Raw genomic sequence first — 22,469 nt, 5'->3', positions numbered from 1 at the left:
CGAGCCGGCGCCGCCGCGAACGCGATTCGCGGTCCTCGATGGCAGTCAGGCGCAGCGGCGCGTGTGCCGGGCACGGTGCGCGCGGGCACTGCCATTGCATGGCCGGCGACGCTCGCCGCGAAGCGCGGCGGCCCGCTGCATCGCGATCATCTGCGCTATGGCAAACGCGCGGGCACGCCGCACGCGCTGCATTGCTTCGTGCTCGACTGTTCGGCGTCGATGCTGTCGCGCGACCGGCTCGCGCTCGCGAAGGGGCTGATCGTCGCGTATTTCGACCAGGCCGCGCGCGCGCGCGTCGAAACCGCGTTGGTCTGCTTCGGCGGCAACGGCGCCGCGCGGCGCTTCGGCCCGGCCGTGCCGCGCTGGTGGAATGCGCGCTGGCTCGAGCCGGTCGACGGCGGCGGCGGCACGCCGCTCGCGGACGGCATCGCGGCCGTCGCGCAGTTGCTCGCCCGCGCGGCCCGGCGCGAGCCCGGCAAAGCGCGCTGGCTGTGGGTGCTGTCCGACGGGCGCACACGCGACACGCCGGCCAAACCCGCGGCGGCCGATCACGTCGTGTTCGTCGACTTTGACGATGCGGCCGTGCCGATCGGGCAGGGCGTGCGGCTCGCCGCGGCGTGGGGCGCGCAGTGGGTGACGGCCGACGCGCTTCGCATGGATCTCGCCGGCTGATGGCCGGCGGGCGGTGCGCTATGATCGCCGCTTCTGCTCCCGCTTCTGCCCACTGGAAACCCCCGCCATGCAAGTACTGGTCGATGCCGACGCGTGTCCCGCCGTCATCAAGGACATGCTGTTTCGCGCCGCGCGTCGCGCCGAGATCCACGTGACGCTGGTCGCGAATCAGTTTCTGCGCACGCCGCCGTCGCCGTTCATCAAGGCCGTGCAGGTGCCGGCCGGCTTCGACGTGGCCGATGCGCGCATCGTCGAGCTGGCTGAACCCGGCGATCTCGTGATCACGGCCGACATCCCGCTGGCCGCCGCCGTTCTCGACAAGGGCGCGCATGCGCTCGACCCGCGCGGCAACTGGTTCAGCCGCGAGAACATCGAGGAACGCCTGTCGACGCGCGCGATGATGGACCAGTTGCGCAGCGCGGGCATCGACACGGGCGGGCCGGCGCCGTTCAGCGCGCGCGACGGCAAGGCGTTCGCATCGCAATTCGACCGGTTCGTGGCGCGTCACGGCAAGCCGTGACGGCACACGGCGGCGCCCGGCCAGGATGCAGGTTCGCGCCGACGCTGCTATCGTGTTGCGCGAACCCCAGAACAGGAGCGCACGCGTGTCACCGACCCAACTTCTCGTTCCGACCTACACCCAGATGCTGCGCGCGCAGTCCGCGTGGCTCGACAAGGCCGTCGCGCACCGGCAGTCCGCCGGCGGCGAACCCGACGCGGTGATGACGCTGAGGCTGGCGCCCGACATGTATCCGCTCGCCGCCCAGGTGCGCTTCTCGTGTTTCCAGGCGATGGAGCCGGTCCACCGGCTGCGCGGCGAGCCGCTGCCGGCGGCGTTGCTGGCCTTGCGCGAAGCGGGCTGGAACGCCGATGCGCAACCCGGTTCGCCGGACGATGCGCAGGCGATCATCGCCGGCACGCTTGCCTTTCTCGGCGAACTCGCGCCGGATGCGCTCGACGGCGGCGCAGCGCTGCCGATCACGCTCGAACTGCCGAACGGGATCGCGTTCGACATGACGGGCGAACAGTACGTGCGCGACTGGGCGCTCCCGCAGTTCTACTTCCACGCGATCGCTGCATACGCGATCCTGCGCCATCACGGCGTCGAGCTCGGCAAGGCCGATTACGTGCCGCACATGCTCGCGTACGTCCGGCCGGGCACGATTCCGCAAGGCTGACCCGGCCGCTCGGGCGGCCGCGAAGCGACATGACACGGGCACTGTTCATCTGCAGCCGCAACCGGCTACGCAGCCCGACGGCCGAAGCGGTGTTCGCCGCGTGGCCCGGCATCGAAACCGACTCCGCGGGCCTCGCGCCCGACGCGGACGTACGGCTGTCCGTCGAGCAACTCGACTGGGCGGAAATCGTGTTCGTGATGGAGCACGCGCACAAGGCGCGCCTGTCGGCGCAATTCGGCGCGCATCTGAAGCACCGGAAGATCGTCTGCCTCGACATCCCCGACCGCTACGCGTTCATGCAACCCGAACTCGTCGCGCTGCTCGAACGCAAGGCCGGCCCGTTCCTGCGCGCGTAATCGCCGCGTTCGGAACCCGAGCCGGCGTCGACCTCAGCGAAGCGGCCCGCTCACGAACGCGGAAAAACAGTCGAGCCGCAGCAACTCGATGATCTTGCGCGTCGGCACGCTGGCTCGCAGCGTGTCGAGCCGGTCGACGGTGAACCACTTGCAGCGGGCGATCTCGTTGCTCGCGCGCGGCGTCAGGTACGCCGGCACGTCGGCCACGAACACGTGATGCAGCTTCGTCAGCCCGCCGAACTGCACCGCGTAGTCGAGCGCAAGCCCCTCCAGCCGGGTTTCCTCCGCGAGTTCCCGCTGCGCCGCTTCGAGCGGCGTCTCGCCGCGCCGGATCGTGCCGCCCGGCAGCGACCAGCGCGCCGCGGTGCGCGCGACCAGCAGCACGCTGCCGCGCTGGCGGCACACGATCGTGGCGCGTTCCTTGATGACGGCGAGGGTATCCGGCCCGGTGCTCATGTTCTGGCAAAACAGGTGCTGAATCGTGGAGGAAAGACACGTCGGCGGCGCGGGGTCCGGCAGCAGGCGGCGACGGCATGCAAGCCGCCGCGCCGATGTTACCTGCCGTTCGTGACAGTCGCGTGCACTTGGCCGCGCCACGGACGACAGCTCACGCTTGCGTGTAGATCCCGCTGCGCGCCGGCTTCGCGCGGCGCGAATGGCGGCGCTTGTGAACCGCACGCCGGTGATGAGGAGACGGCGCTGTGACGTGCCGGCGTGCGGGCGCGGGCCGAGCCGCCGGCGCGGCAGCGTGTGGCGCCGCGCCCGGCATGCCGGTTTGTCCTTCGCCGAAGTGGAAAGTCTGGTTTTGCGCGTGCGCGACGCCCAGCGTCGACGCCAGCACGAAGGCCGCCAGCCATAACCGTTTCATGAAAATTCCGCCTTGTATTGGTGAGGATGAATATTGCCCGCCAGCTTAGCCAACGGCGGGGCGCGACCGCAACCGGCGTGCGTTCGGTGTGTGCCACTTGCGCATGCCGATGTGGTCGGCGCGGCAGCCGGGTCCATCCGGGCTTGACAACATAATTCCTGAGTGTGAATATAAATTCACGCACAAGAATTATTCACCGAATCCGGAGCAGCCGCGCCGCAAGCGCCGGGCCGCCGGAACCGGCAGTCCGATCAACCGGAACCAGGAGCGAGACGCATGGCGGAACACGAGCAGCAGGGCGCGCTGGCGGGATTGCGCATCATCGATCTGTCGCGGGTGCTGGGCGGGCCGTACGCGACCCAGATCCTCGCCGATCACGGCGCGGAAGTGATCAAGATCGAACCGCCGTCCGGCGACGAGACGCGCACGTGGGGCCCGCCGTTCGACGGCGACACCGCGTCGTACTTCCTCGGCGTGAACCGCAACAAGCTCGGCATCGCGCTCGACCTGACGCAGCCGGCCGATCGCGAGCGGCTGCTCGGGCTGCTCGAACACGCGGACGCGCTGGTCGAGAACTTCAAGATCGGCACGATGGAGCGCTGGGGGCTCGGGTTCGACGCGCTGCATGCGCAGTTTCCGCGCCTCGTCCATTGCCGCGTGTCGGGTTTCGGCGCGGACGGCCCGCTCGGCGGGCTGCCGGGCTACGACGCGGCCGTGCAGGCGCTCGCGGGGCTGATGAGCGTCAACGGCGAAGCCGGCGGTGCGCCGCTGCGCGTGGGCGTGCCGATCGTCGATCTCGTCACGGGGCTGAACGCGGCGCTCGGCGTGCTGATGGCGCTGCGCGAACGCGACGTCAGCGGCCGCGGCCAGTTCGTCGAATCGACGCTGTTCGACTGCGCGCTGTCGATCCTCCATCCGCATACGCCGAACTTCTTCCATTCCGGCAAGGCGCCCGTGCGCACCGGCAACGCGCATCCGAACATCACGCCGTACGACAGCTTTCCGACGGCGGGCGTCGATATCTTTCTGGCGGTCGGCAACAACGGGCAGTTCGCCGCGCTGTGCGACGTGCTCGGCACACGCGAGTGGCTCGACGATCCGCGTTTCGCGGACAACCGCGCGCGCAGCCAGAACCGCGCCGCGCTGCGCACGCTGCTCGAAACGGCGCTGGCCGCGCACGACGGCGCCGCGCTCGCCGAGCAACTGATGCGCCGCGGCGTGCCGTGCGCGCCGGTGCTCGGGCTCGATGCGGCGCTCGACCACCCGCATGTCGCGCATCGGCGGATGAAGGTCGAGCTGGGCCGGCATCGCGGCATCGCGTCGCCGATCAAGCTCGGCCGCACGCCGGCCACGTACCGGCGTCCGCCGCCTGCGCTGAACGAACATGCGGCGCAGGTGTTTGCGGACGAAAAAGGCAACGACAACGACGACGACCGCCGGACCTGACCGGCATCGCGGCTGCCGGCCGCGCCGCACCGCGGCGCATGGCCGTGCGCGCCGACACATCATCATTCGCACATCACGCCGGCCCGCGCGTCGACACGCACCGACTTGCGCACCGGCTGAAGAGGAGACGCATCATGCTCGCATGGATCGGCGCGGTCGCCATCGTCGCGCTGTTCGGCCTGATCATCACGAAGCGGCTGTCGCCGCTCGTCGCGCTGATCGTCGTGCCGGTGGCCGCGTCGCTCGCGGCCGGTTTCGGGCTGCAGACCGGCAAGTTCGTCGTGCACGGCGTACAGAACATCGGTCCGATCGCCGGGATGTTCGTTTTTGCAATTCTATTTTTCGGAATCCTCACCGACGCGGGGATGCTCGACCCGATCATCGCCGGCGTGCTGCGCGTGATCGGCTGCCATCCGCCGCGCATCGTGATGGGATCGGCCCTACTCGCGCTGCTGATCCATCTCGACGGTTCGGGCGCGGTCACGTTCCTCGTCACGCTGCCCGCGATGATGCCGCTCTATACGCGTCTCGGGATGGATCGCCGCATCCTCGCGTGCGTCGCGTCGATGGCGGCCGGCGTCAACTTCCTGCCGTGGGTCGGGCCGATGCTGCGCGCGTCGGCCGCGCTGCACATTCCGGGTTCGGCGATTTTCACGCCGATGATTCCGGTGCAGATCGTCGGGCTCGCGTTCGTGTTCGGCACCGCCTACGTGCTCGGCGTGCGCGAGGCGAAACGGCTCGGGCTCGACCGTGCCGGCGCGGCGTCGCTCGCGATCGCGCCGCGCGAGCTGACCGACGCCGAACGCGCGTTGCGCCGGCCGGGACGATTCGGGATCAACGTCGCGCTGACGCTCGTCGTGCTCGTCACGCTGGTGTCGGGCATCGTCGACCCGATGGTGATGTTCATGCTCGGCACGGTTGCCGCGCTCGTGATCAATTACCCGGACGTACAGGCGCAGCGCGAGCGGATCGACGCGCATGCGAAGGCCGCGCTGATGATGGCGAGCGTACTGCTCGCGGCCGGTGCGTTCACGGGCATCATGTCCGGCACCGGGATGCTGAAGGCGATGGCCGAGGTCGTCGTCGCGCACGTGCCGGTCGAGCATGCGCGCCACATGCCGTTCGTGCTCGGGCTGCTGTCGATGCCGCTCAGCCTGCTGTTCGATCCCGATTCGTTCTACTTCGGCGTGCTGCCCGTGCTCGCGGAAAGCGGCAAGCTGCTCGGCGTGCCGCCGATCCAGATGGCGCAGGCCGCGCTGCTCGGCCAGATGACCACGGGCTTTCCGGTAAGCCCGCTCACGCCCGCGACGTTCCTGATCGTCGGCCTGACCGGCGTCGAGCTCGCCGAGCATCAGAAATTCACGATTCCGTTCCTGTTCGCCGCCACCGTGCTGATGGTATTCGCCGCGGTCGCGACGGGCGTGTTTCCATTGTGAGCGGCGCGGCCGTTCACGCTTGCCGGGAGAGCAGTCCATGCAGTTCGACCTGACCGACGACCAGCGCGCGATCGAAAGCGCGATCGAGAAAATCTGCGAGCGCTTCGGCGACGACTACTGGCTCGAACGCGATCGCGCGGGCGGGTTTCCGGCCGATTTCCACGCGGCGCTCGCCGACGCCGGATGGCTCGGCATCGCGATGGATCCGGCCTACGGCGGCGCCGGGCTCGGGATGACCGAGGCGGCGCTGATGATGCGCACGATCAGCGCATCGGGCGCCGGCCTGTCGGGGGCGTCGGCCGTCCATATGAACATCTTCGGGCTGAACCCGGTGCAGGTGTTCGGCAACGACGCGCAGAAGGCCCGCTTCCTGCCGCCGCTGATCGCCGGACGCGACAAGGCGTGCTTCGCGGTGACCGAGCCCGACGCGGGCCTCGACACCACGCACCTGACCACGCAGGCGCGCCGCGACGGCGACCACTACGTGCTGAGCGGGCGCAAGATCTGGATCTCGACCGCGCAGGTGGCGAACAAGATGCTGATCATCGCGCGCACGACGCCGCTCGACCAGGTCGCGAAGCCGACCGACGGGCTGAGCCTGTTCTATACCGACCTCGACCGTTCGTGCATCGAAGTGCGCGAAATCGAGAAGATGGGCCGCAAGGCGGTGGATTCGAACATGCTGTTCGTCGACAACCTGCGCGTGTCGCGCGACGACCTGATCGGCAACGAAGGCGACGGCTTCCGCTATCTGCTGCACGGCCTGAACCCCGAACGGATCCTGATCGCCGCCGAGGCGATCGGGCTGGGGCAGGCCGCGCTGCGCCGCGCGACGCAGTATGCGTGCGAGCGCGTCGTATTCGGCCGGCCGATCGGGCAGAACCAGTCGATCCAGCATCCGCTCGCGCAGGCGTGGATGCAGCTCGAGGCCGCGTGGCTGATGGTGATGAAGGCCGCGACGCGCTACGACACGGGCCAATCGTGCGGCGCGGAGGCGAACGCGGCGAAATACCTCGGCGCGGAAGCCGCGTTCCAGGCCTGCCAGACGGCGATCGCGACGCACGGCGGGATGGGGTATGCGAAGGAATACCATGTCGAGCGCTACCTGCGCGAGTGTATGATTCCGAGGCTCGCGCCCGTGAGTCCTCAACTGATCCTGTGCTACATCGCGGAGAAGGTGCTCGGGCTGCCGAAGTCGTACTGATGCGCGGCGGCTCGCCCCGCGCGCGGTTTCCCGTTCCGAATCAAGCGCTCGTCATGGACGTCAAACTCGTTGCCCGCACGCTCGACCTGTTCGAGCTGTTCGCCGCCGAACAGCGGCCGCTGCCGCTGACCGAACTCGCGCGCCTGCTCAATGTGCCGGCGTCGAGCTGCCTCGCGATGGCGCGCACGCTCGTGAGCCGCGGCTATCTGTACGAAGTGCGCAAGCGCGGCGGCTACTATCCGACGCGGCGCCTGCAGACGGTCGCCGCCGCGATCGACGCGACCGATCCGGTCGTCGACATCGTCCATCCGCACCTCGTCGCGCTGCGCGACGCGAGCCGCGAAACCGCCGTACTCGGCAAGATCCAGGGCGCGTCGGTCACGTACCTCGACGTCGTCGAATCCGAGCAGGCGATCCGTTATACGCGCCAGCCGGGCGAGCTGCGCCCGCTGCATGCGAACTCGATCGGCAAGGCGATCTTCGCGGAACTCGCGAGCGATGCGCAGCAGGCGCTCGGCGCGCAACTGCCGTTCGAACGCTTCACCGACGCGACGGTGGCCGACCTGCCGGCGCTCGTCGCGCAGACCGCGCGGTTTCGCGAACTCGGCTGGGCGGAGAACTTCGGCGAGAGCGCGCCCGAGCTGTCGGCGATCGCGGTCGCGCTGACGCTCGACGGCGACTGGTACGGGCTGTCGGTCGTCGGGCCGACCGAGCGGATTCGCCAGCATCGCGACACGCATGCGGCGCTGCTCGTCGACGCGAAGGCGCGGCTGCTGGCCGAGCACGCGCGCGGGTAGGGCAGCGGCGCCCGCCGAAGACGGCAGCGGGCCGCCGCCGGCGTGCGGTCCTGCCACGCCGAAAACGACCCGCCGCGCGTCACGCGCCAGCCCGTTACGACGTCACGACTTCACCCACACGCCGCCCGCGCTCGGGTTGTCGCCCTGCGTCCACCATTTCGCGCAATACTTCGCGCCCTGATACGTCACGCACGTGCCGCCCGAGTAGGCGGTCGTCGCCGACCACGTGGGCGTGCCGCCGCCGACCGGCTTCCACACGGCCGCCTGGCCGGGCACGTCGCCCTGCGTCCACCATTGCGCCTGATACGTCGTGCCCTGGTAGGTGACCGTCGCGCCGGCCGTATAGACCTGACCGGCCGCCCACGGTGCGCCCGGCTGCGGCGTGCCGCCGTCCGAGCCGCCGCCGTAGTTCGGATCCTGCGTCACGCCCGCTCCCCACTTGCCATCGAGCTTCTTGAAGATCGCCGCGAACGCGTACGGCTGCTGCGCGACGCCCGAGCAGGTCGGCGACGCATACGTGCCGCCGGACGGGCACGCCTGATCGCGGCCGACCGACCAGTTGCCGAAGAAACCGTAGCCGTTCGCGACTGCCGCGTTCAGCACGGTCTGCGCATTCGCGAGCGTGAACGTTTCGCCCTGCACGTCGTTTGCGCCGATCATCGGCGTGACGCCGACCATCTGCCACAGCTGCGCATTGGTTTTCGGCTGGCCGGCCGACTTGAACGCCGTGTCGAGCTGCGAGTAGAGCGCCTGCGCGGCGCTGATCGCCGCGGCGCCCATGTCGAGGTTCGCCGGGCCGTAATCCATCGCCATCACGTTGACCGCATCGAACGCGGTCTTGTTCGCGATGGCCGCGTTGACGACGTTCACGCCGTCCTGCGTGAGCCCGGTCGGCATCGTCGGCAGCGTCAGCGTCACGTGCAGCGGCTTGCCCTTCGCCGCGTAGTCGGCCTGCAGTTGCGCGACGGCCTGGAAGTTGCGCACGACCGCCGCCGTGTCCTGCTGCGACGCGCCCTCGATGTCGAAGTCGATATGGGTGAGGCCGTACGTATCGATCACCGTCTGGTATGCGGTTTTCAGCGCGGGGACCGTCGAGCACGCCTGCATCAGCGGCGTGCCGTTCGCACCGCCGAACGACACGGCGACTTCGCCGCCTTTCGCGCGGTAGCTCGCGATCGACGTGGACAGTGCGGTCAGCAGGCCGCCGCTCGCGCCGTTGCCGATCGGCTGCACGCCGCCCCACGACGGCGCGCAGCCGTTGCCCGCGACCACGAACGCGAGCGTGAACTGCTGGATGCCCTGCCGCACGCCGATCTGATCGACCAGCGGTGTCGGATAAAGCGTCACGTCGACATAGGGCGCATAGACGCCGGCACCTTGCGACACGCTCGCCATCGCGAGCAGACAACCCGCGGCAAACGCACGCGGAACGAAATGCGGCAACACATTGTTGTTCATTCTGTGTTCTCCAAATGGAAGAGGGATACGCTGGCCTGCGTATCGCCGCCGACGGGGCAGGCACGTGCCCCGTCGGCGGCGTGCCTATCTTGGAGGATTCGCGGCGAATAGGGAATTTAGGTGTTCTTCTTTTTGTTATTCGATTCCGGATACGTAACGAATTTGCCGATTCGGTCGTATTTCGAAACGCAGGCGGGCACTTTTTCCGACCGATTGCGCGACGCGGTGCGCATGGACCGGTTCCAGCGAACCGGCGACGCGCCGGCATGCCGATGACCGGTGCGCGCGTATTCGCATTCACGCGAGAGCGCCGCCGGATGCGGTATGCGCGCCGCGCCCGGCGCGGCGGCATTCAGCGATACCAGCGCGGCGTGTAGACCCATTCGCGAGCGTTGCCGATCGCGAAGCGCCGCGTCGTCGACGAGCCGACGATCACCATCGTGCGCATGTCGACCTGGTCGCCGCGTAGCGCGCCGAGGGTCGTCGTCGAAAGCGTCGCGCCCGGCCGGCCGATGTCGCGGCCGAGCACGACCACCGTGTCGGCCGCACGATGCGTGCGCACGATATCGAGCGCGCGGTCGAGCTGCCACGGCCGCGCGCGCGAAATCGGGTTGTAGAAGGCCATCACGAGATCGGCTTGCGCCGCATGCCGCAAGCGTGTCTCGATCACGTCCCACGGCTTCAGGTTGTCCGACAGCGAGATCGCGCAGAAGTCGTGGCCGAGCGGCGCGCCGGCCTGTGCGGCCGTCGCGAGCGACGCCGAGATGCCGGGCTCCACGCGCAGGTCGACCGCGGCCCATTGCGGGTCGCGCGCTTCGTCGAGCGCTTCGAGCACGGCCGCGGCCATTGCAAATACGCCGGGGTCGCCCGACGATACGACCGCGACGCGCCGGCCCTCGGCCGCCAGTTCGAACGCATGGCGCGCGCGCTGCATTTCCTCGCGATTGTCGGTGCCGTGCACGCGCTGGTCCGCCCGAAACGGGCCGGCCATGTTCACGTAGGTCGTATAGCCGAGGATGTCGGTCGCGTCCGCGAGCGCCGTGCGCGCGGCCGGCGTGAGCCATGCGGCCCCGCCCGGGCCGAGACCGAGCACCGTCAGGCGGCCGCGTGCGCGGCCGAGCGTGGCCGGGTCGACCGGATGCGACGCGACCGCGCACGCGAGACCGTGCGATGCCGCACGCATCGTGTAGGTGACGCGCAACGCGCGGCCGAGCAGCGTGGCGGCGTCGGCATCGGCGGCCGCGTCGTGGTCGCTATCGCCATCGATGAAACGCAGCGGCACGTCGAGCGTGCTCGCCGCTTCTTCCAGTGCGGGGTCGCCGATCGCCGACGCCGGCGCGACGATGGCCGCGAGCGCCAGCCGCGCGAGACCCTGCGCGTCGAGCGCGGCTGCGATGCGCACGGCCAGCGCGTCGTCGGCATGCACGGCATCCGCGGCGACGCCGACCACCACGCTGCGCGGATGAATCACGAGTTCGTCGCGCGCGCCGCGCCACGCGTCGGGCGTCACGCGAATCGCGTGCGCCGCCGCGGCATCGCGCGGCAGCGCAACCGCGTCGAGCCAAGGCGCGGCGCCGTCGATGCGCGTCGACGCGCCCGCGAGCAGGTCGGACACGAAGCGCTTGCCCTGCGCGAGATCGGCGAGCGCATAGCCTTCCGGCGGATTGAGCACGCACGCGCCGAAGCGCAGTTCGCCGCTCGTCGTGATCGACGGCGCGACGCCGACGCATTCGGCAATGTCGCGCGCGATCGCGTTGACGCCCGTCAGCCCGCCGAGCAGCGGCACGACGGCCGAACCGTCCTCCGCGACCGCGAGCACCGGCGGCTCGACGCCCTTGTCGGCGAGTGCGGGCGCGAGGCAGCGGATCACGATGCCGGCCGCGCACAGCGCGACGATCGGCAAGCCGCGCGCATAGAGTTCGCGCAGGTGCGCGCCGAGTTCGTCGAACGGCACGTCGGCGTCGACGCGCGATGCGAGGCCGTGCACACGGGCGCCCGGGTAACGCGCCTGGATCCGTCGCGCGGTATCGAGCGCGCCCGCGCCGAGAATCACGATCGCGGGCGGTGTCGTCATCCTTGCCATTTTTCCCCCGGCACGACGAGCAGCGAGAAATACGGCGACGCCATCGGATCGACCTCGTCGAGCGGCACGATGCGCTGGTTCGCCATCGTCGCGCGCTCGACGTACAGCGTGCGCTTCGCGAGCCCGAGTTCGTCGAGCACGCGCCGCACCTTGTCGAAATTGCGGCCGAGTTTCATCACGACCGCTGCATCGGCCCGCGCGAGCCGCTCGCGCAGTTCGTGCTCGGGCAGCACGCCCGACAGCACCGACAGGCTCTGGTTGCGATAGACGAGCGGCTGGCCGAGCACGGCCGTGCCGCCGAGCATCGCGCACACGCCCGGGATCACCTCGGTGTCGTAACGCGGCGCGAGGCGGTCGTGCAGGTACATGTACGAGCCGTAGAAGAACGGATCGCCTTCGCAGATCACCGCGACGTCGCGGCCTGCATCGAGGTGCGCCGCGACGATCTCGGCCGCGGTGTCGTAGAAATCGGCGATCACGGTCTCGTAGCACAGCGGCGGCGGCAGCGCCTCGGTCGTCACCGGATAGACGAGCGGCAGTTGCGTCTGCCCGTCGAGCAGGTGCGCCTCGACGATGCCGTACGCGTTGCCTTTCTTGCCCTTCGCGACGAAATACGCGACCACGGGCGCCGCCTGCAGCACGCGTAGCGCCTTGATCGTCATCAGTTCGGGATCGCCGGGGCCGACCCCGACGCCGAACAGCCGTCCGCGCGCGCTCGTCATTCGACCTCCGTTGCCAGCGCATTGACCGCCGCGGCGGCCATCGCACTGCCGCCGCGCCGGCCGAGCAGCGCGACGTACGGCACGCCGCGGCTGTCGGCATCGAGCATCGCCTTCGATTCGGCCGCGCCGATGAAGCCGACCGGGAACCCGACGATCAGCGCGGGGCGCGGCGCGCCGGCGTCGATCATGTCGAGCAGATGGAACAGCGCGGTCGGCGCATTGCCGATCACGACGACGCTGCCCGCGAGATGCGGGCGCCACAGTTCGAGCGCGGCGGCCGAACGCGTGGTGCCGAGGTGTCGCGCGAGATCGGGCACCTCCGGCTCGCCGAGCGTGCAGATCACGCGGTTGGCCGCAGGCAGCCGCGCGCGCGTGATGCCTTCGGCGACCATCCTCGCGTCGCACAGGATCGGCGCGCCGGCCGCGAGCGCCGCGCGGCCGGCCGTGCCGGCACCGTCCGAGAAGCGCAGGTCGTACACGACGTCGACCATCCCGCACGCGTGGATCACGCGCACCGCGAGTTTCTCGAGATCGGGCGGAACCCGCGACAGGTCGGCCTCGGCGCGAATCGTCGCGAACGACTGGCGGTAGATTTCCTGCCCGTCGCGAATGTAGTCAAGCATCGGTGGTGTCCTGGCTGTGCCGCGCGTCCATGAGTCGGACCGCGACCTGGTCAATCGTCAGATGGCGCGCGAGGGGGGCGCCGAGGCCCGCGGCCGCGTCGCGCCGGTAAAGGTCGTAATGCGCGGGCGCCACCGCGACGAGCGTATGTGCGGCCGGGTGCGGCAGCGCGCAATGGCGCTCGCATCCGGTCAGATGCACGTCGAGCGGATGGCCGACGCGCGCGGCGAGCGCGCGCGCGTCGTGTTTCGTGTCGGCGCGCGCTTTCGCGCAGCCCGTGCTGCCGGTGCAGGCGACGAGCGTCGCCAGCGGGTCGGTCGAGGTGCACACGAGGCCGAGCGACGCGAGTGCTTCGCGCGTCGCGGCCGCGCGCGCGTTCGGCACGCCGTGCATGAACACGCCTTGCCACGGCGTCATCGACAGCGTGCCGTCGCCGTCGGCTTCGGCCAGTGCGGCGAGCTGCGCCAGTTGCGCCGCGTCGAGCCGCCCGAGCGCGAATTGCGCGCCGATGCTGCAACGCGCCGTATCGCGCGACGGGTGCGCGCCGAAACGCAACGCAGGGTCGACACGCGTGCGCCGCCACGCGGCAAGCGCCGGATCGGCCGCGAGCGGGAAGGGCAGGTAGTGCCGGGCGCGCTCGAGCAGCGCGCGTTCGCCGCACGTCGCAAGCAATGCGCGCATCCGCGTGACGTCGGCCGGCGCGAGATCGAGGAACGCGAGCAGCAGCGCGCGAACCAGTGCCACGCCCTGATCGGCCGACACGTCGACCGAAGCGGGCCGGTCGCCGCGCGCCATCGGCGGACAGCCGGCCAGCCCCGCCGCGAGGCGTACCGCGCCGTCGCCGCGGCGCCACGCGGCCAGCCAGATGTCGTGCGGATGATCGAGCGCCGCGACCGTTTCGCCGCCGTCGAGCTGGATCGAGAATTTCGGTGACAATTCGCCGCGGCGCGGCTCGCTCGCCAGCATGTCGAGCAGCGGCACGGCGAGCGCGTAGCTATCGACGAGGGCGGCGGGGTCGTGCCCGGCAAGCGGGCTCACCATCACGTTGCGGACGTCGTCGCTCGCTGCGAGCGAGGCCGTGTCGACCGCATCGGCCGTGGCGTCGTCAGCGCTTGTGCGCGGGCCGAGCCCCGCATCGAGCAACGCGCGCATCAGCGCATCGGCCACGCCGTCGCGAATGCCGCGCAGCTGGAGATTCGCGCGATTGGTCGCATCGATCGCGCCGGACCCGTACAGGCGCGCGGCGGCGGCGATCGCGCGCGCCTGGCGCGCGTGGAGCCGGCCGCCTGGCAGCTTGATCCGGCACAGTCCGCCATCGGCGGCCGCGACCACGCGCGCGAGCCCCGGGCAGGCCGACGGGCGCACGACGGGCGACGCAGGAATCGAATCGGGAGCGGAACTCAACGGGATACCGGAACAGTGTGGCGCCGCGGCCAACGCATCGGTACACCCCGCCCGACGCCGACTGGCACGCACGCACTTTCTGGCCGGCAGGTCTCCTGGCTGACAGGTCGGCGCCGGCTCCCGGCCTTCCCGGTGAAACCAGTGGCATGAGGGGGATCGGCTCGCTGTCTACAGTTGCGGGGGCAGCCACAGCGGCGCGCGAGGCGCCCTGTGTTCCCTCTTCGGCCCCGAAGGGCACCGGCGAACGAACGGCCGTAGGATACCCGATTTCGGCCACGATTCGCGATCGGCTGGCGGTTCGCGGCGGGCGAAGCCGGCAACGGTCGGGCGCGAACGGGCGGGCAGATGAAACGCGGGGTGGAACACGGTACCATGCCGTTTTTTGCAATGCGGACGACCGCATCGGCGCTGGCCGCATCGGCGCTTTCACGGCCGAGCGGCGACACGATGAAATCGAACGATGGGGAAGGATGCATGACGGCGTGGCTGACGGTAGTGGGCATCGGCGACGACGGTTACGCGGGGCTCGGACGCCACGCGCGGCGCGCGCTGCTCGACGCGACGCACGTGGTCGGCGCGAAACGGCATCTCGACATGCTGCCCGCGCGGCTGAGGGCGACGCGCGAAGCATGGCCGTCGCCGTTCGACCTGTCGGGGCTGCTCGCGCGCCGCGGCGCGCCCGTGTGCGTGCTCGCGAGCGGCGACCCGATGCTGTTCGGCGTCGGCGCGACGCTCGCCCGCGCGCTTTCTCCCGACGAATGGCGCGTGCTGCCCGCGCCGTCGTCGCTGTCGCTCGCGGCCGCACGCCTCGGCTGGGCGCTGCAGGACGTCGGCGCCGTGTCGCTCGTCGGGCGTCCGCTCGCGATGCTGGCCCGCCACCTGCTGCCGGGCCGGCGCCTGTTCGTGCTGAGCGCCGACGGCCGCACGCCGGCCGCCGTCGCGGCCGAACTCGCCGCTCGCGGCTTCGGGCCGACGCGCGTCAGCGTGTTCGAACACCTCGGCGGCCCGCTCGAACGACGGATCGATGGCCTCGCGCAAGACTGGAGCGTCGCCGAAACGGCCGCGCTCAATCTCGTCGCGCTCGACTGCCGGGCGGCCCCGGACGCGCCGCGCCGCGCGCTCACGCCCGGCCTGCCCGACGACGCGTACCGCCACGACGGCCAGCTCACCAAGCGCGACCTGCGCGCGATGACGCTCGGGCGCCTCGCACCCGCGCCCGGCGAACTGCTGTGGGACGTCGGCGCGGGCAGCGGCTCGATCGGCATCGAATGGATGCGCGCGCATCCATCGTGCCAGGCGATCGCGATCGAAGCGCATGCGGAGCGGCAACGCTTCATCGAACACAACCGCGATACGCTCGGCGTGCCGGGCCTGCAACTCGTCGCGGGCCGGGCGCCCGATGCGCTTGCGGGGCTCGCCACGCCCGACGCGATCTTCATCGGCGGCGGCGCGACGGCGCCCGGCGTGCTCGACGCCTGCTGGGCGTCGCTGAAACCCGGCGGGCGGCTGGTCGCGAACGCGGTCACGCTGCAGGGAGAAACGGCGCTCGCCGCGTGGCGCGATGCGCATGGCGGCACGCTCACGCGCGTGTCGCTCGCGCATGCCGAACCGCTCGGCCGCTTCGACACGTGGCGACAGCCGTTGCCGGTCACGCTGTACGACGTGCGCAAGCCCGATGCGGCCGACTCGTCGACCATGTCGAATCCGTCGAACGCAACGAACCCAATGGACGCGTGATGCGCGACGAAACCCCCGAACGGCCCGCGCCGCTGCGCTTCGGCTACACGACCGGCAGCTGCGCGACCGCGACGTCGCTCGCTGCTGCGCGGCTGCTGCTCACGGGCCGCACAGACGACGCGGTCGAGATCGTGCTGCCGAAGGGACAACGCGTGATGATGCGGCTCGAATTCTGCCGCGCCACGGCCGACGGCGCCGAAGCCGGCACGATCAAGGATGCCGGCGACGACCCGGACGTCACGCACGGCGCGCTGATCTTCGCGCGCGTCGCGCTCGCGGCGGCGCCCGGCGTGCGCTTTCATGCGGGGCCGGGCGTCGGCACGGTCACGCGCGCGGGCCTGACGCTGCCGGTCGGCGACCCGGCGATCAACCCGGTGCCGCGCCAGATGATGACCACGCACCTGGAAGCGCTCGCCGCCGAGCAGGGCTACGCGGGCGGTTTCGACGTAACGATCGGCGTCGAGGGCGGCGAGGCGCTCGCGCTGAAGACGATGAACCCGCGCCTGGGCATCGTCGGCGGGCTGTCGATCCTCGGCACGACCGGCATCGTGCGGCCGTTTTCGTGTTCGGCCTATATCGCGTCGATTCATCAGGGCATCGACGTCGCGCGGGCGAACGGCATCGCGCACATCGCCGCCTGCACGGGCAACGCGAGCGAGGACGCGATGCGCGCGCACTACGGTCTGCCCGACATGGCGCTGATCGAGATGGGCGATTTCGCGGGCGCGGTGCTCAAGCACCTGCGGCGCGCGCCGGTCGCGCGCCTGTCGATGTGCGGCGGCTTCGGCAAGCTGAGCAAGCTCGCGGCCGGCCATCTCGACCTGCACAGCCGCCATTCGAGCATCGACCTGCCGCTGCTCGCGCAGTGGGCGGCCGAAGCCGGCGCGAGCGATGCGCTGCAGGCCGCGATGCGCGCCGCGAACACGAGCCAGGAAGCGTTGAAACTGGCGCGGGCCGACGGAGTGCCGCTCGGCGATCTCGTTTGCGCGCACGCGTTGCAGGTGGCGCGCGACATCGTGCCGCCGTCGGTCGCGGTCGAGATGTTCGCGATCGACCGGCAGGGCCGCTTCGTCGGGGAGGCGCGATGAGCCCGCGCATCCTGCTGCTCGGCGGCACCGGCGATGCGCTGAAAATCGCGCGCGCGCTTGGTCCGCATCATGTCTATAGTCTCGCCGGCCTCGGCAAGGCGCCCGACGACTTGCGCTGCGACGTGCGCGTCGGCGGTTTCGGCGGTGCGGCGGGGCTGACCGCATATCTTCGCGACGCCGGCATCGGCCTCGTGCTCGACGCAACGCATCCGTACGCCGCGCAAATCAGCGCGAACGCGGCGGCGGCCACGCGCGATGCAGGCGTGCCGCTATGGGCGCTGCGCCGTGCGCCGTGGACGCCGCAACCGGGCGACGACTGGCGCATGGTCGACGACTGGGCCGGCATCGAGGCCGCGCTTGCCCCGTTCAAACGGCCGCTGTTCACGCTCGGCCGCGAACCGCTCGCGCATCTCGATGCGATTCCGCCGCACCAGTTCTGGCTCGTGCGCTGCCTCGATGCCCACCCCGGCAATGCCCGCGCGCAGGTCGTTGCGGCGCGCGGGCCGTTCACGCCCGACGGCGAGCGCGCGCTGTTCGCGCTGGCGGGTATCGACGTCGTCGTCAGCAAGAACAGCGGCGGCGCGGCCACCGAGGCCAAGCTCGAGGTCGCGCGCGAACGCAGGCTGCCGGTCGTGATGCTGCGCCGGCCGCCGCTGCCCGATGCCGATCGCGCGTTCGACTCGGTCACGGCGCTCGTCGACGCACTCGATCCGGCCGCGCGCGTCTGACGCGACGCAGCGGTCATCCCACGAATTGACGGAGAAATTTCGATGACGGTGTATTTCATCGGCGCGGGCCCCGGCGACCCGGAGCTGATCACGGTGAAGGGCCAGCGCCTCGTGCGCACGTGTCCGGTGATCCTGTATGCGGGCTCGCTCGTGCCGGCCGCCGTGCTCGACGGTCATTGCGCCGAGCAGGTCGTCAACACGGCCGAACTCGATCTCGATGCGATCGTCGCGCTGCTCGCCGCCGCGCATGCGAAAGGGCAGGACGTCGCGCGCGTGCATTCGGGCGATCCGTCGCTGTACGGCGCGATCGGCGAACAGATCCGCCGCCTGAAAGCGCTCGGGATTCCATACGAAATCGTGCCGGGCGTGACGGCCACGGCCGCGTGCGCGGCGACGCTCGGCGTCGAACTGACGCTGCCCGGCGTCGCGCAGACGGTGATCCTCACGCGCTTCGCGGGCAAGACGACGATGCCGGAAGGCGAAGCGCTCGGCGCGCTCGCCGCGCATCGCGCGACGCTCGCGATCCATCTCGGCGTGCGCCATCTCGCGCGCATCGTCGACGAAGTGCTGCCGCATTACGGCGCCGATTGCCCGGTGGCGGTGATCTATCGCGCGAGCTGGCCCGACGAGGAACGCGTGACGGGCACGCTGGCCGACATCGTCGGCAAGGTGCAGGGCACGCAGATCGAGCGCACCGCGCTGATCCTGATCGGGCGCGTGCTCGACGCCGAAGGGTTCGCGGATTCGACGCTGTACGCGAGCGCGGGCTGAACGCGCCAGCGCCCGGCCCGCGGCGTCGCTCAGATCCGCGCCGCGTGCCGCGCCAGCTTCGGCGCAAACCCTGCGGCCAGCGCGAATAGCGCGACACACAGGCACGCCATCGCGACCCATGCGGGCGTCAGGTCCGCGAGATGCTGGCGAGCGCTGCTGGCCGTTGTCGGCTGGAACAGGCGCAGTTGTCGCAACTGCCGGAAAAGCTGCTGGCGGGGCTGGAAAATCCTGCGCCGGAAGCGCCTGACGGAAAGTAGCGCCGCCGGATGCGTGACGTCGGCGCACCGCGCGGGCAAAAAACTGCCCGCCGCGCAATGGGGCGGGCCGGCTCGAGCCGCGCGCGGGCCCCACACAGCGAGCCCGCGTTGCTGCCCGGTCTTAACCGCGCGCCGGGATATTGAGCCCGCGCGCGACAGCCGGACGGGCGACGAACGCGTCGAGCGCGCGCGCCACGTGCCGGAATTCGCTGAAGCCGACCAGATCGCCTGCTTCGTAGAAGCCGATCAGGTTGCGCACCCACGGGAAGATCGCGATGTCGGCGATCGTGTAGGCGTCGCCCATCACCCACTCGCGGTTCGCGAGATGCGCGTCGAGCACGCCGAGCAGGCGCTTCGATTCGGCGACGTAGCGCTCGCGCGGACGCTTGTCCTCGTAGTCGCGGCCGGCGAACTTGTGGAAGAAGCCGACCTGGCCGAACATCGGCCCGATGCCGCCCATCTGGAACATCACCCACTGGATCGTCTCGTAGCGGCCCGCGAGATCCTGCGGAATCAGCTGGCCCGTCTTGTCCGCCAGATAGATCAGGATCGCGCCCGATTCGAACAGCGGCAGCGGCTTGCCGTCGGGGCCGTTCGGATCGATGATCGCCGGGATCTTGTTGTTCGGATTCAGCGACAGGAATTCGGGCGACAACTGGTCGTTCGTGTCGAAGCGCACGAGGTGCGGCTCGTACGGCAGGCCGGTTTCCTCGAGCATGATCGACACCTTGACGCCGTTCGGCGTCGGCAGCGAGTAGAGCTGGAGACGGTCGGGGTGCTGGGCCGGCCACTTTTGCGTGATCGGAAAGGCGGACAGGTCGGGCATGAAGGTTCGCTCGTCGAAGTGAATGATCCGCGCCCGCCCGTGCCGCCGCGCTCGCGCACGGTTCGCGGCGCGGCGGCGGGGCGGAGCGCGCCGAAAGCGCCCACTGTAGCCGATCCGGGAAATCGATGCAGGCGACGGTCGGCACCGGCCGCTCAGCGTGATAGCCGTGCTCGGCGCCGCTCACGATGGGTGCCGCAAGCCACGGGCGAGCAACGCGTCTCCGTCGGCTGACGGCCGCATACGGTCCGATGCGTTTTCGTCTTGCATCGAGATACGACGTCCTAACACGCTCCGCAAACGGCTCCCCGACCCCGACTCAATCAAGTCGTCACGCAATTCATCAACAAACGGAAGCCTTTTGTCAGGGAAAGTCCCGCCCCACCTTCCGCGGTTTTTTGTTGACCGACATCGTATAACGCCGTCATGATTTCCTGACAAGAAAGGTCCCATCCACCGACCGAAGTGAGGAGACATGAACACCACCCCGATCGCTCGCCGTGTCCGCCGGATTGCACTCGCACTGGGCTTCGCGCTGTCGGCCGCCGCGGCCGTTGCAGCCCCCGTATCGCTGAACATCGTCGACGTCGCAGGCAACCTGCAGCTCACGCAGAAGGCCATCGAGGCGTTCAAGGAGAAGAACCCGAATCTCGTCGCGAACGTCACGTTCACGAACGCACCCGCGCCGCAATTGCCGGGCAAGATCAAGGCGATGCAGGGGGCGGGGCGCTCCGACATCGACCTCGTGCTGACGGGCACCGACGCGCTCGCCGCCGGCATCGAGCAGAACCTGTGGCAGAAGCTCCTGCCCGACAACGCGGCCGCGTTCCCCGGCGTACTCGACAAGTACGCGCCGGGCCCGCGCAAGATGCAGGATCTCGCGCAGGGCTACGGCCTCGAAGTCACTTACATGCCGGCCGGCCCGCTCCTCGAATACAACCCGGCGAAGGTCAGCAATCCGCCGAAGACGCCCGATCAACTGCTCGCGTGGTGCAAGGCGCACCCGAACAAGCTGATCTATGCGCGCCCGGCGAACTCGGGCCCGGGCCGCACGTTCCTGATGGGGCTGCCGTACGTGCTCGGCGACAAGAATCCGCAGGATCCGATCAACGGCTGGGACAAGACCTGGGCGTTCCTGAAGGCGCTGAACGACTGCGTGCCGTATTACCCGGGCGGCACGTCGGCGGTGATGAAGGAGCTCGGCGAAGGCACGCGCGACATGACCGTGACCGTCACGGGCTGGGACCTCAACCCGCGCGCGCTCGGCATCGTGCCGGCCGAATTCAAGATCCAGGCGTTCGACAACATGACCTGGGTCAACGACGCGCACTACATGGTGATCCCGAAGGGCGTGCCGAAGGAAAAGCTCGACGTGCTGTACAAGCTGATGAATTTCCTGCTGGAGCCGGCGCAGCAGGCGATGACCTACGACGACGGGTACTTCTATCCGGGCCCGGCGGTGAAGGGCGTGACGCTCGAGATGGCGCCCGCGCACAGCCAGGAAGTCGTGCACAAATTCGGCCGCCCCGAATACGCGAAGCTGCTCGCCGATCGCCCGCACGTGCAGCCGCTCAGCGCGCAGGCGATGGTCGCCGCGTTCCAGAAGTGGGATCGCGAGATCGGTTCGCAGAAGTCGAAGTGACGCCTGAACCGGCGGGCGCCGCGGCGCCCGCGTCGATGGAGTTCGTGGAATGAAGCACAGTTTCGAACGGTTGCGGCTCGACGGCGTGTGCCGCAGTTTCACCAATGCGCAAGGCGCGCAGGTCGCCGCGCTGAACGGGCTCGACCTCGAGATCCGGCGCGGCGAGTTCATCGCGCTGCTGGGCCCGTCGGGCTGCGGCAAATCGACCGCGCTGAACTGCATCGCCGGGTTGCAGCCGCTCACGAGCGGCGGCATCTGGCTCGACGATACGCGCATCGACGTGCTGCCGCCCGAGCGTCGCGGCTTCGGGATGGTGTTCCAGAACTACGCGCTGTTTCCGCACATGTCGGTGCTCGACAACGTCGGCTTCGGCCTCAAGATGCGCGGCGTGCCGAGGCAGGAAACGCGGCGGCGCGCGCAGCAGGCGCTCGAGCTCGTGCAGCTCGTCGGTCACGAAGGCAAGCTGCCCGGGCAACTGTCGGGCGGGCAGCAGCAGCGCGTCGCGATCGCGCGCGCGATCGTGATCGAGCCGCCGCTCGTGCTGATGGACGAGCCGCTGTCGAACCTCGACACGAAACTGCGCATCGAGATGCGCGCGGAGATCCGCCGCATCCACACGCAGCTCGAACGCGCGACGATCTACGTGACGCACGACCAGGACGAGGCGCTGTCGATGGCCGACCGCATCGTCGTGATGAAGGAGGGCGTCGTGCAGCAAGTCGCGTCGCCGAAGGACGTGTACACGCGCCCGCACAACCTGCATGTCGCGCGCTTCATGGGCTATCGCAACGTGCTGCCATTTACGCTCGAAGGAATGGCCGGCGATCACGTGAGCGTCGCGTCGGGCGGCGTGCGCCTCGCAGGCGTGCCGATGGCCGGCTTCGACGCGAAGGACGTCGTGGTCGCGCTGCGCCCCGACGACATCGAGCGCGCGGAAGAAGGCGCCGACAATGCGTTCGACGCGACCGTCGAGACGGTCGAGTACGGCGGCCGCGACTCGCTGATCCGCGCGGTCACTCCGTTCGGCGCGATCTGGGCCTGTATGGCCGGCGAGTTCACCGAAGGTGAACCGCTGCGGCTGCGCGTGGCGCCGGCACGTACGCTGGTCTATGCGGGAGACGTGCGATGAACGGGCTGCGCCAGGGGGCATGCACGTGGGCGTCCCGCCCGGAGGCCGC

General features: G+C 70.0%; 23 protein-coding genes, 1 pseudogene and 1 riboswitch. Of the genes and pseudogenes, 14 read left to right on the top strand and 10 right to left on the bottom strand.

What is annotated here, in order from left to right; all coding sequences use genetic code 11:
- Positions 1–63: 63 nt before the first annotated feature.
- From HWX09_RS01005 to HWX09_RS00990, 4 genes are all read left to right on the top strand, one after another.
- Entirely contained in the window at positions 64–672 is a 609-nt protein-coding gene (locus HWX09_RS01005) for a VWA domain-containing protein (protein WP_027784435.1), read from the top strand.
- 67 nt (positions 673–739) lie between these two features.
- Positions 740–1,192, top strand: coding sequence for a YaiI/YqxD family protein (locus HWX09_RS01000; protein ID WP_027784436.1), 453 nt, complete (start codon positions 740–742; stop codon positions 1,190–1,192).
- Between the two features lie 25 nt (positions 1,193–1,217).
- On the top strand, positions 1,218–1,850 hold the full coding sequence (locus HWX09_RS00995; RefSeq protein WP_034185416.1) for a DUF1993 domain-containing protein: 633 nt from the start codon (positions 1,218–1,220) through the stop codon (positions 1,848–1,850).
- Between the two features lie 29 nt (positions 1,851–1,879).
- Complete coding sequence (locus HWX09_RS00990) at positions 1,880–2,206, top strand: low molecular weight protein tyrosine phosphatase family protein (RefSeq protein ID WP_027784438.1); 327 nt, start codon at positions 1,880–1,882, stop codon at positions 2,204–2,206.
- A 33-nt stretch (positions 2,207–2,239) separates the two neighbouring features.
- Here the strand turns inward: HWX09_RS00990 and HWX09_RS00985 are convergent, their stop codons facing one another.
- Together HWX09_RS00985 and HWX09_RS00980 are read right to left on the bottom strand one after the other, a co-directional pair.
- On the bottom strand, positions 2,240–2,662 hold the full coding sequence (locus tag HWX09_RS00985; protein ID WP_027784439.1) for an NUDIX hydrolase: 423 nt from the start codon (positions 2,660–2,662) through the stop codon (positions 2,240–2,242).
- Positions 2,663–2,813: 151 nt separating this feature from the next.
- Entirely contained in the window at positions 2,814–3,074 is a 261-nt protein-coding gene (locus HWX09_RS00980) for a hypothetical protein (protein WP_027784440.1), read from the bottom strand.
- A gap of 276 nt (positions 3,075–3,350) precedes the next feature.
- Here HWX09_RS00980 and HWX09_RS00975 point away from each other — a divergent pair, with 276 nt between their 5' ends.
- From HWX09_RS00975 to HWX09_RS00960, 4 genes are all read left to right on the top strand, one after another.
- Positions 3,351–4,520, top strand: coding sequence for a CoA transferase (locus tag HWX09_RS00975; protein WP_027784441.1), 1,170 nt, complete (start codon positions 3,351–3,353; stop codon positions 4,518–4,520).
- Positions 4,521–4,654: 134 nt separating this feature from the next.
- On the top strand, positions 4,655–5,956 hold the full coding sequence (locus HWX09_RS00970) for a citrate:proton symporter (protein WP_027784442.1): 1,302 nt from the start codon (positions 4,655–4,657) through the stop codon (positions 5,954–5,956).
- 37 nt (positions 5,957–5,993) lie between these two features.
- Complete coding sequence (locus tag HWX09_RS00965; protein WP_027784443.1) at positions 5,994–7,160, top strand: acyl-CoA dehydrogenase family protein; 1,167 nt, start codon at positions 5,994–5,996, stop codon at positions 7,158–7,160.
- Positions 7,161–7,213: 53 nt separating this feature from the next.
- On the top strand, positions 7,214–7,957 hold the full coding sequence (locus tag HWX09_RS00960; RefSeq protein ID WP_027784444.1) for an IclR family transcriptional regulator: 744 nt from the start codon (positions 7,214–7,216) through the stop codon (positions 7,955–7,957).
- 102 nt (positions 7,958–8,059) lie between these two features.
- Here the strand turns inward: HWX09_RS00960 and HWX09_RS00955 are convergent, their stop codons facing one another.
- The 6 genes from HWX09_RS00955 to cobG all read right to left on the bottom strand — a co-directional run bounded on the left by HWX09_RS00955 (position 8,060) and on the right by cobG (position 14,206).
- Complete coding sequence (locus tag HWX09_RS00955; RefSeq protein ID WP_027784445.1) at positions 8,060–9,415, bottom strand: chitinase; 1,356 nt, start codon at positions 9,413–9,415, stop codon at positions 8,060–8,062.
- Between the two features lie 116 nt (positions 9,416–9,531).
- Complete coding sequence (locus tag HWX09_RS00950; protein ID WP_027784446.1) at positions 9,532–9,798, bottom strand: hypothetical protein; 267 nt, start codon at positions 9,796–9,798, stop codon at positions 9,532–9,534.
- Complete coding sequence (gene cobJ / locus HWX09_RS00945; protein WP_027784447.1) at positions 9,768–11,489, bottom strand: precorrin-3B C(17)-methyltransferase; 1,722 nt, start codon at positions 11,487–11,489, stop codon at positions 9,768–9,770. The genes HWX09_RS00950 and cobJ overlap by 31 nt, the downstream gene beginning before the upstream one ends.
- Positions 11,486–12,220, bottom strand: a complete 735-nt coding sequence (locus HWX09_RS00940; protein WP_027784448.1) for a precorrin-2 C(20)-methyltransferase — start codon at positions 12,218–12,220, stop codon at positions 11,486–11,488. The genes cobJ and HWX09_RS00940 overlap by 4 nt, the downstream gene beginning before the upstream one ends.
- Positions 12,217–12,843 carry a precorrin-8X methylmutase gene (locus HWX09_RS00935; protein WP_027784449.1) on the bottom strand — a complete coding sequence of 209 codons (627 nt, stop codon included), beginning with the start codon at positions 12,841–12,843 and terminating at the stop codon, positions 12,217–12,219. Before HWX09_RS00935 ends, HWX09_RS00940 begins: the two co-directional genes overlap by 4 nt.
- Complete coding sequence (gene cobG, locus HWX09_RS00930) at positions 12,836–14,206, bottom strand: precorrin-3B synthase (protein ID WP_027784450.1); 1,371 nt, start codon at positions 14,204–14,206, stop codon at positions 12,836–12,838. Before cobG ends, HWX09_RS00935 begins: the two co-directional genes overlap by 8 nt.
- A gap of 106 nt (positions 14,207–14,312) precedes the next feature.
- A riboswitch (cobalamin riboswitch) is annotated at positions 14,313–14,502 on the bottom strand.
- A 217-nt stretch (positions 14,503–14,719) separates the two neighbouring features.
- Between cobG and HWX09_RS00925 the strand changes: the two genes are divergently transcribed.
- From HWX09_RS00925 to cobM, 4 genes are read left to right on the top strand one after another with little or no spacing between them, the layout of a single operon-like run.
- Positions 14,720–15,982: a bifunctional cobalt-precorrin-7 (C(5))-methyltransferase/cobalt-precorrin-6B (C(15))-methyltransferase gene (locus HWX09_RS00925; protein WP_027784451.1), complete on the top strand. Its 1,263-nt coding sequence runs from the start codon at positions 14,720–14,722 to the stop codon at positions 15,980–15,982.
- Positions 15,982–17,070 carry a cobalt-precorrin-5B (C(1))-methyltransferase gene (locus HWX09_RS00920; protein WP_027784452.1) on the top strand — a complete coding sequence of 363 codons (1,089 nt, stop codon included), beginning with the start codon at positions 15,982–15,984 and terminating at the stop codon, positions 17,068–17,070. Before HWX09_RS00925 ends, HWX09_RS00920 begins: the two co-directional genes overlap by 1 nt.
- On the top strand, positions 17,067–17,798 hold the full coding sequence (locus HWX09_RS00915; RefSeq protein ID WP_027784453.1) for a cobalt-precorrin-6A reductase: 732 nt from the start codon (positions 17,067–17,069) through the stop codon (positions 17,796–17,798). The genes HWX09_RS00920 and HWX09_RS00915 overlap by 4 nt, the downstream gene beginning before the upstream one ends.
- Before the next feature lie 42 nt (positions 17,799–17,840).
- Entirely contained in the window at positions 17,841–18,569 is a 729-nt protein-coding gene (gene cobM, locus HWX09_RS00910) for a precorrin-4 C(11)-methyltransferase (protein WP_027784454.1), read from the top strand.
- Positions 18,570–18,598: 29 nt separating this feature from the next.
- Here cobM and HWX09_RS00905 read toward each other — a convergent pair.
- Positions 18,599–18,718: pseudogene (locus tag HWX09_RS00905) on the bottom strand (MFS transporter); the annotation flags it as partial.
- Between the two features lie 229 nt (positions 18,719–18,947).
- Complete coding sequence (locus HWX09_RS00900) at positions 18,948–19,652, bottom strand: glutathione S-transferase N-terminal domain-containing protein (RefSeq protein WP_027784455.1); 705 nt, start codon at positions 19,650–19,652, stop codon at positions 18,948–18,950.
- A gap of 472 nt (positions 19,653–20,124) precedes the next feature.
- Between HWX09_RS00900 and HWX09_RS00895 the strand changes: the two genes are divergently transcribed.
- Both HWX09_RS00895 and HWX09_RS00890 read left to right on the top strand, forming a co-directional pair.
- Positions 20,125–21,291, top strand: coding sequence for an extracellular solute-binding protein (locus tag HWX09_RS00895; RefSeq protein ID WP_027784456.1), 1,167 nt, complete (start codon positions 20,125–20,127; stop codon positions 21,289–21,291).
- Positions 21,292–21,340: 49 nt separating this feature from the next.
- Positions 21,341–22,420 (top strand): ABC transporter ATP-binding protein, encoded by a 1,080-nt coding sequence (locus HWX09_RS00890; RefSeq protein WP_027784457.1) that lies wholly within the window; start codon positions 21,341–21,343, stop codon positions 22,418–22,420.
- Positions 22,421–22,469: the final 49 nt, after the last annotated feature.

This window comes from Burkholderia sp. BCC1208 (assembly GCF_902833095.1).
Classification (GTDB): domain Bacteria; phylum Pseudomonadota; class Gammaproteobacteria; order Burkholderiales; family Burkholderiaceae; genus Burkholderia.
The sequence above is the reverse complement of the archived record's forward strand: the minus strand, read 5'-3'. Positions and strand labels throughout refer to the sequence as shown.

Excerpts from the sequence above, each read along its gene's own strand:
- HWX09_RS01000 (WP_027784436.1), top strand. The coding sequence starts at position 740 with ATGCAAGTACTGGTCGATGCCGACGCGTGTCCCGCCGTCATCAAGGAC.
- HWX09_RS00995 (WP_034185416.1), top strand. The coding sequence starts at position 1,218 with ATGCAGGTTCGCGCCGACGCTGCTATCGTGTTGCGCGAACCCCAGAAC.
- HWX09_RS00990 (WP_027784438.1), top strand. The coding sequence starts at position 1,880 with ATGACACGGGCACTGTTCATCTGCAGCCGCAACCGGCTACGCAGCCCG.
- HWX09_RS00985 (WP_027784439.1), bottom strand. The coding sequence starts at position 2,662 with ATGAGCACCGGGCCGGATACCCTCGCCGTCATCAAGGAACGCGCCACG.
- HWX09_RS00980 (WP_027784440.1), bottom strand. The coding sequence starts at position 3,074 with ATGAAACGGTTATGGCTGGCGGCCTTCGTGCTGGCGTCGACGCTGGGC.
- HWX09_RS00975 (WP_027784441.1), top strand. The coding sequence starts at position 3,351 with ATGGCGGAACACGAGCAGCAGGGCGCGCTGGCGGGATTGCGCATCATC.
- HWX09_RS00970 (WP_027784442.1), top strand. The coding sequence starts at position 4,655 with ATGCTCGCATGGATCGGCGCGGTCGCCATCGTCGCGCTGTTCGGCCTG.
- HWX09_RS00965 (WP_027784443.1), top strand. The coding sequence starts at position 5,994 with ATGCAGTTCGACCTGACCGACGACCAGCGCGCGATCGAAAGCGCGATC.
- HWX09_RS00960 (WP_027784444.1), top strand. The coding sequence starts at position 7,214 with ATGGACGTCAAACTCGTTGCCCGCACGCTCGACCTGTTCGAGCTGTTC.
- HWX09_RS00955 (WP_027784445.1), bottom strand. The coding sequence starts at position 9,415 with ATGAACAACAATGTGTTGCCGCATTTCGTTCCGCGTGCGTTTGCCGCG.
- HWX09_RS00950 (WP_027784446.1), bottom strand. The coding sequence starts at position 9,798 with ATGGGTCTACACGCCGCGCTGGTATCGCTGAATGCCGCCGCGCCGGGC.
- cobJ (WP_027784447.1), bottom strand. The coding sequence starts at position 11,489 with ATGACGACACCGCCCGCGATCGTGATTCTCGGCGCGGGCGCGCTCGAT.
- HWX09_RS00940 (WP_027784448.1), bottom strand. The coding sequence starts at position 12,220 with ATGACGAGCGCGCGCGGACGGCTGTTCGGCGTCGGGGTCGGCCCCGGC.
- HWX09_RS00935 (WP_027784449.1), bottom strand. The coding sequence starts at position 12,843 with ATGCTTGACTACATTCGCGACGGGCAGGAAATCTACCGCCAGTCGTTC.
- HWX09_RS00925 (WP_027784451.1), top strand. The coding sequence starts at position 14,720 with ATGACGGCGTGGCTGACGGTAGTGGGCATCGGCGACGACGGTTACGCG.
- HWX09_RS00920 (WP_027784452.1), top strand. The coding sequence starts at position 15,982 with ATGCGCGACGAAACCCCCGAACGGCCCGCGCCGCTGCGCTTCGGCTAC.
- HWX09_RS00915 (WP_027784453.1), top strand. The coding sequence starts at position 17,067 with ATGAGCCCGCGCATCCTGCTGCTCGGCGGCACCGGCGATGCGCTGAAA.
- cobM (WP_027784454.1), top strand. The coding sequence starts at position 17,841 with ATGACGGTGTATTTCATCGGCGCGGGCCCCGGCGACCCGGAGCTGATC.
- HWX09_RS00900 (WP_027784455.1), bottom strand. The coding sequence starts at position 19,652 with ATGCCCGACCTGTCCGCCTTTCCGATCACGCAAAAGTGGCCGGCCCAG.
- HWX09_RS00895 (WP_027784456.1), top strand. The coding sequence starts at position 20,125 with ATGAACACCACCCCGATCGCTCGCCGTGTCCGCCGGATTGCACTCGCA.
- HWX09_RS00890 (WP_027784457.1), top strand. The coding sequence starts at position 21,341 with ATGAAGCACAGTTTCGAACGGTTGCGGCTCGACGGCGTGTGCCGCAGT.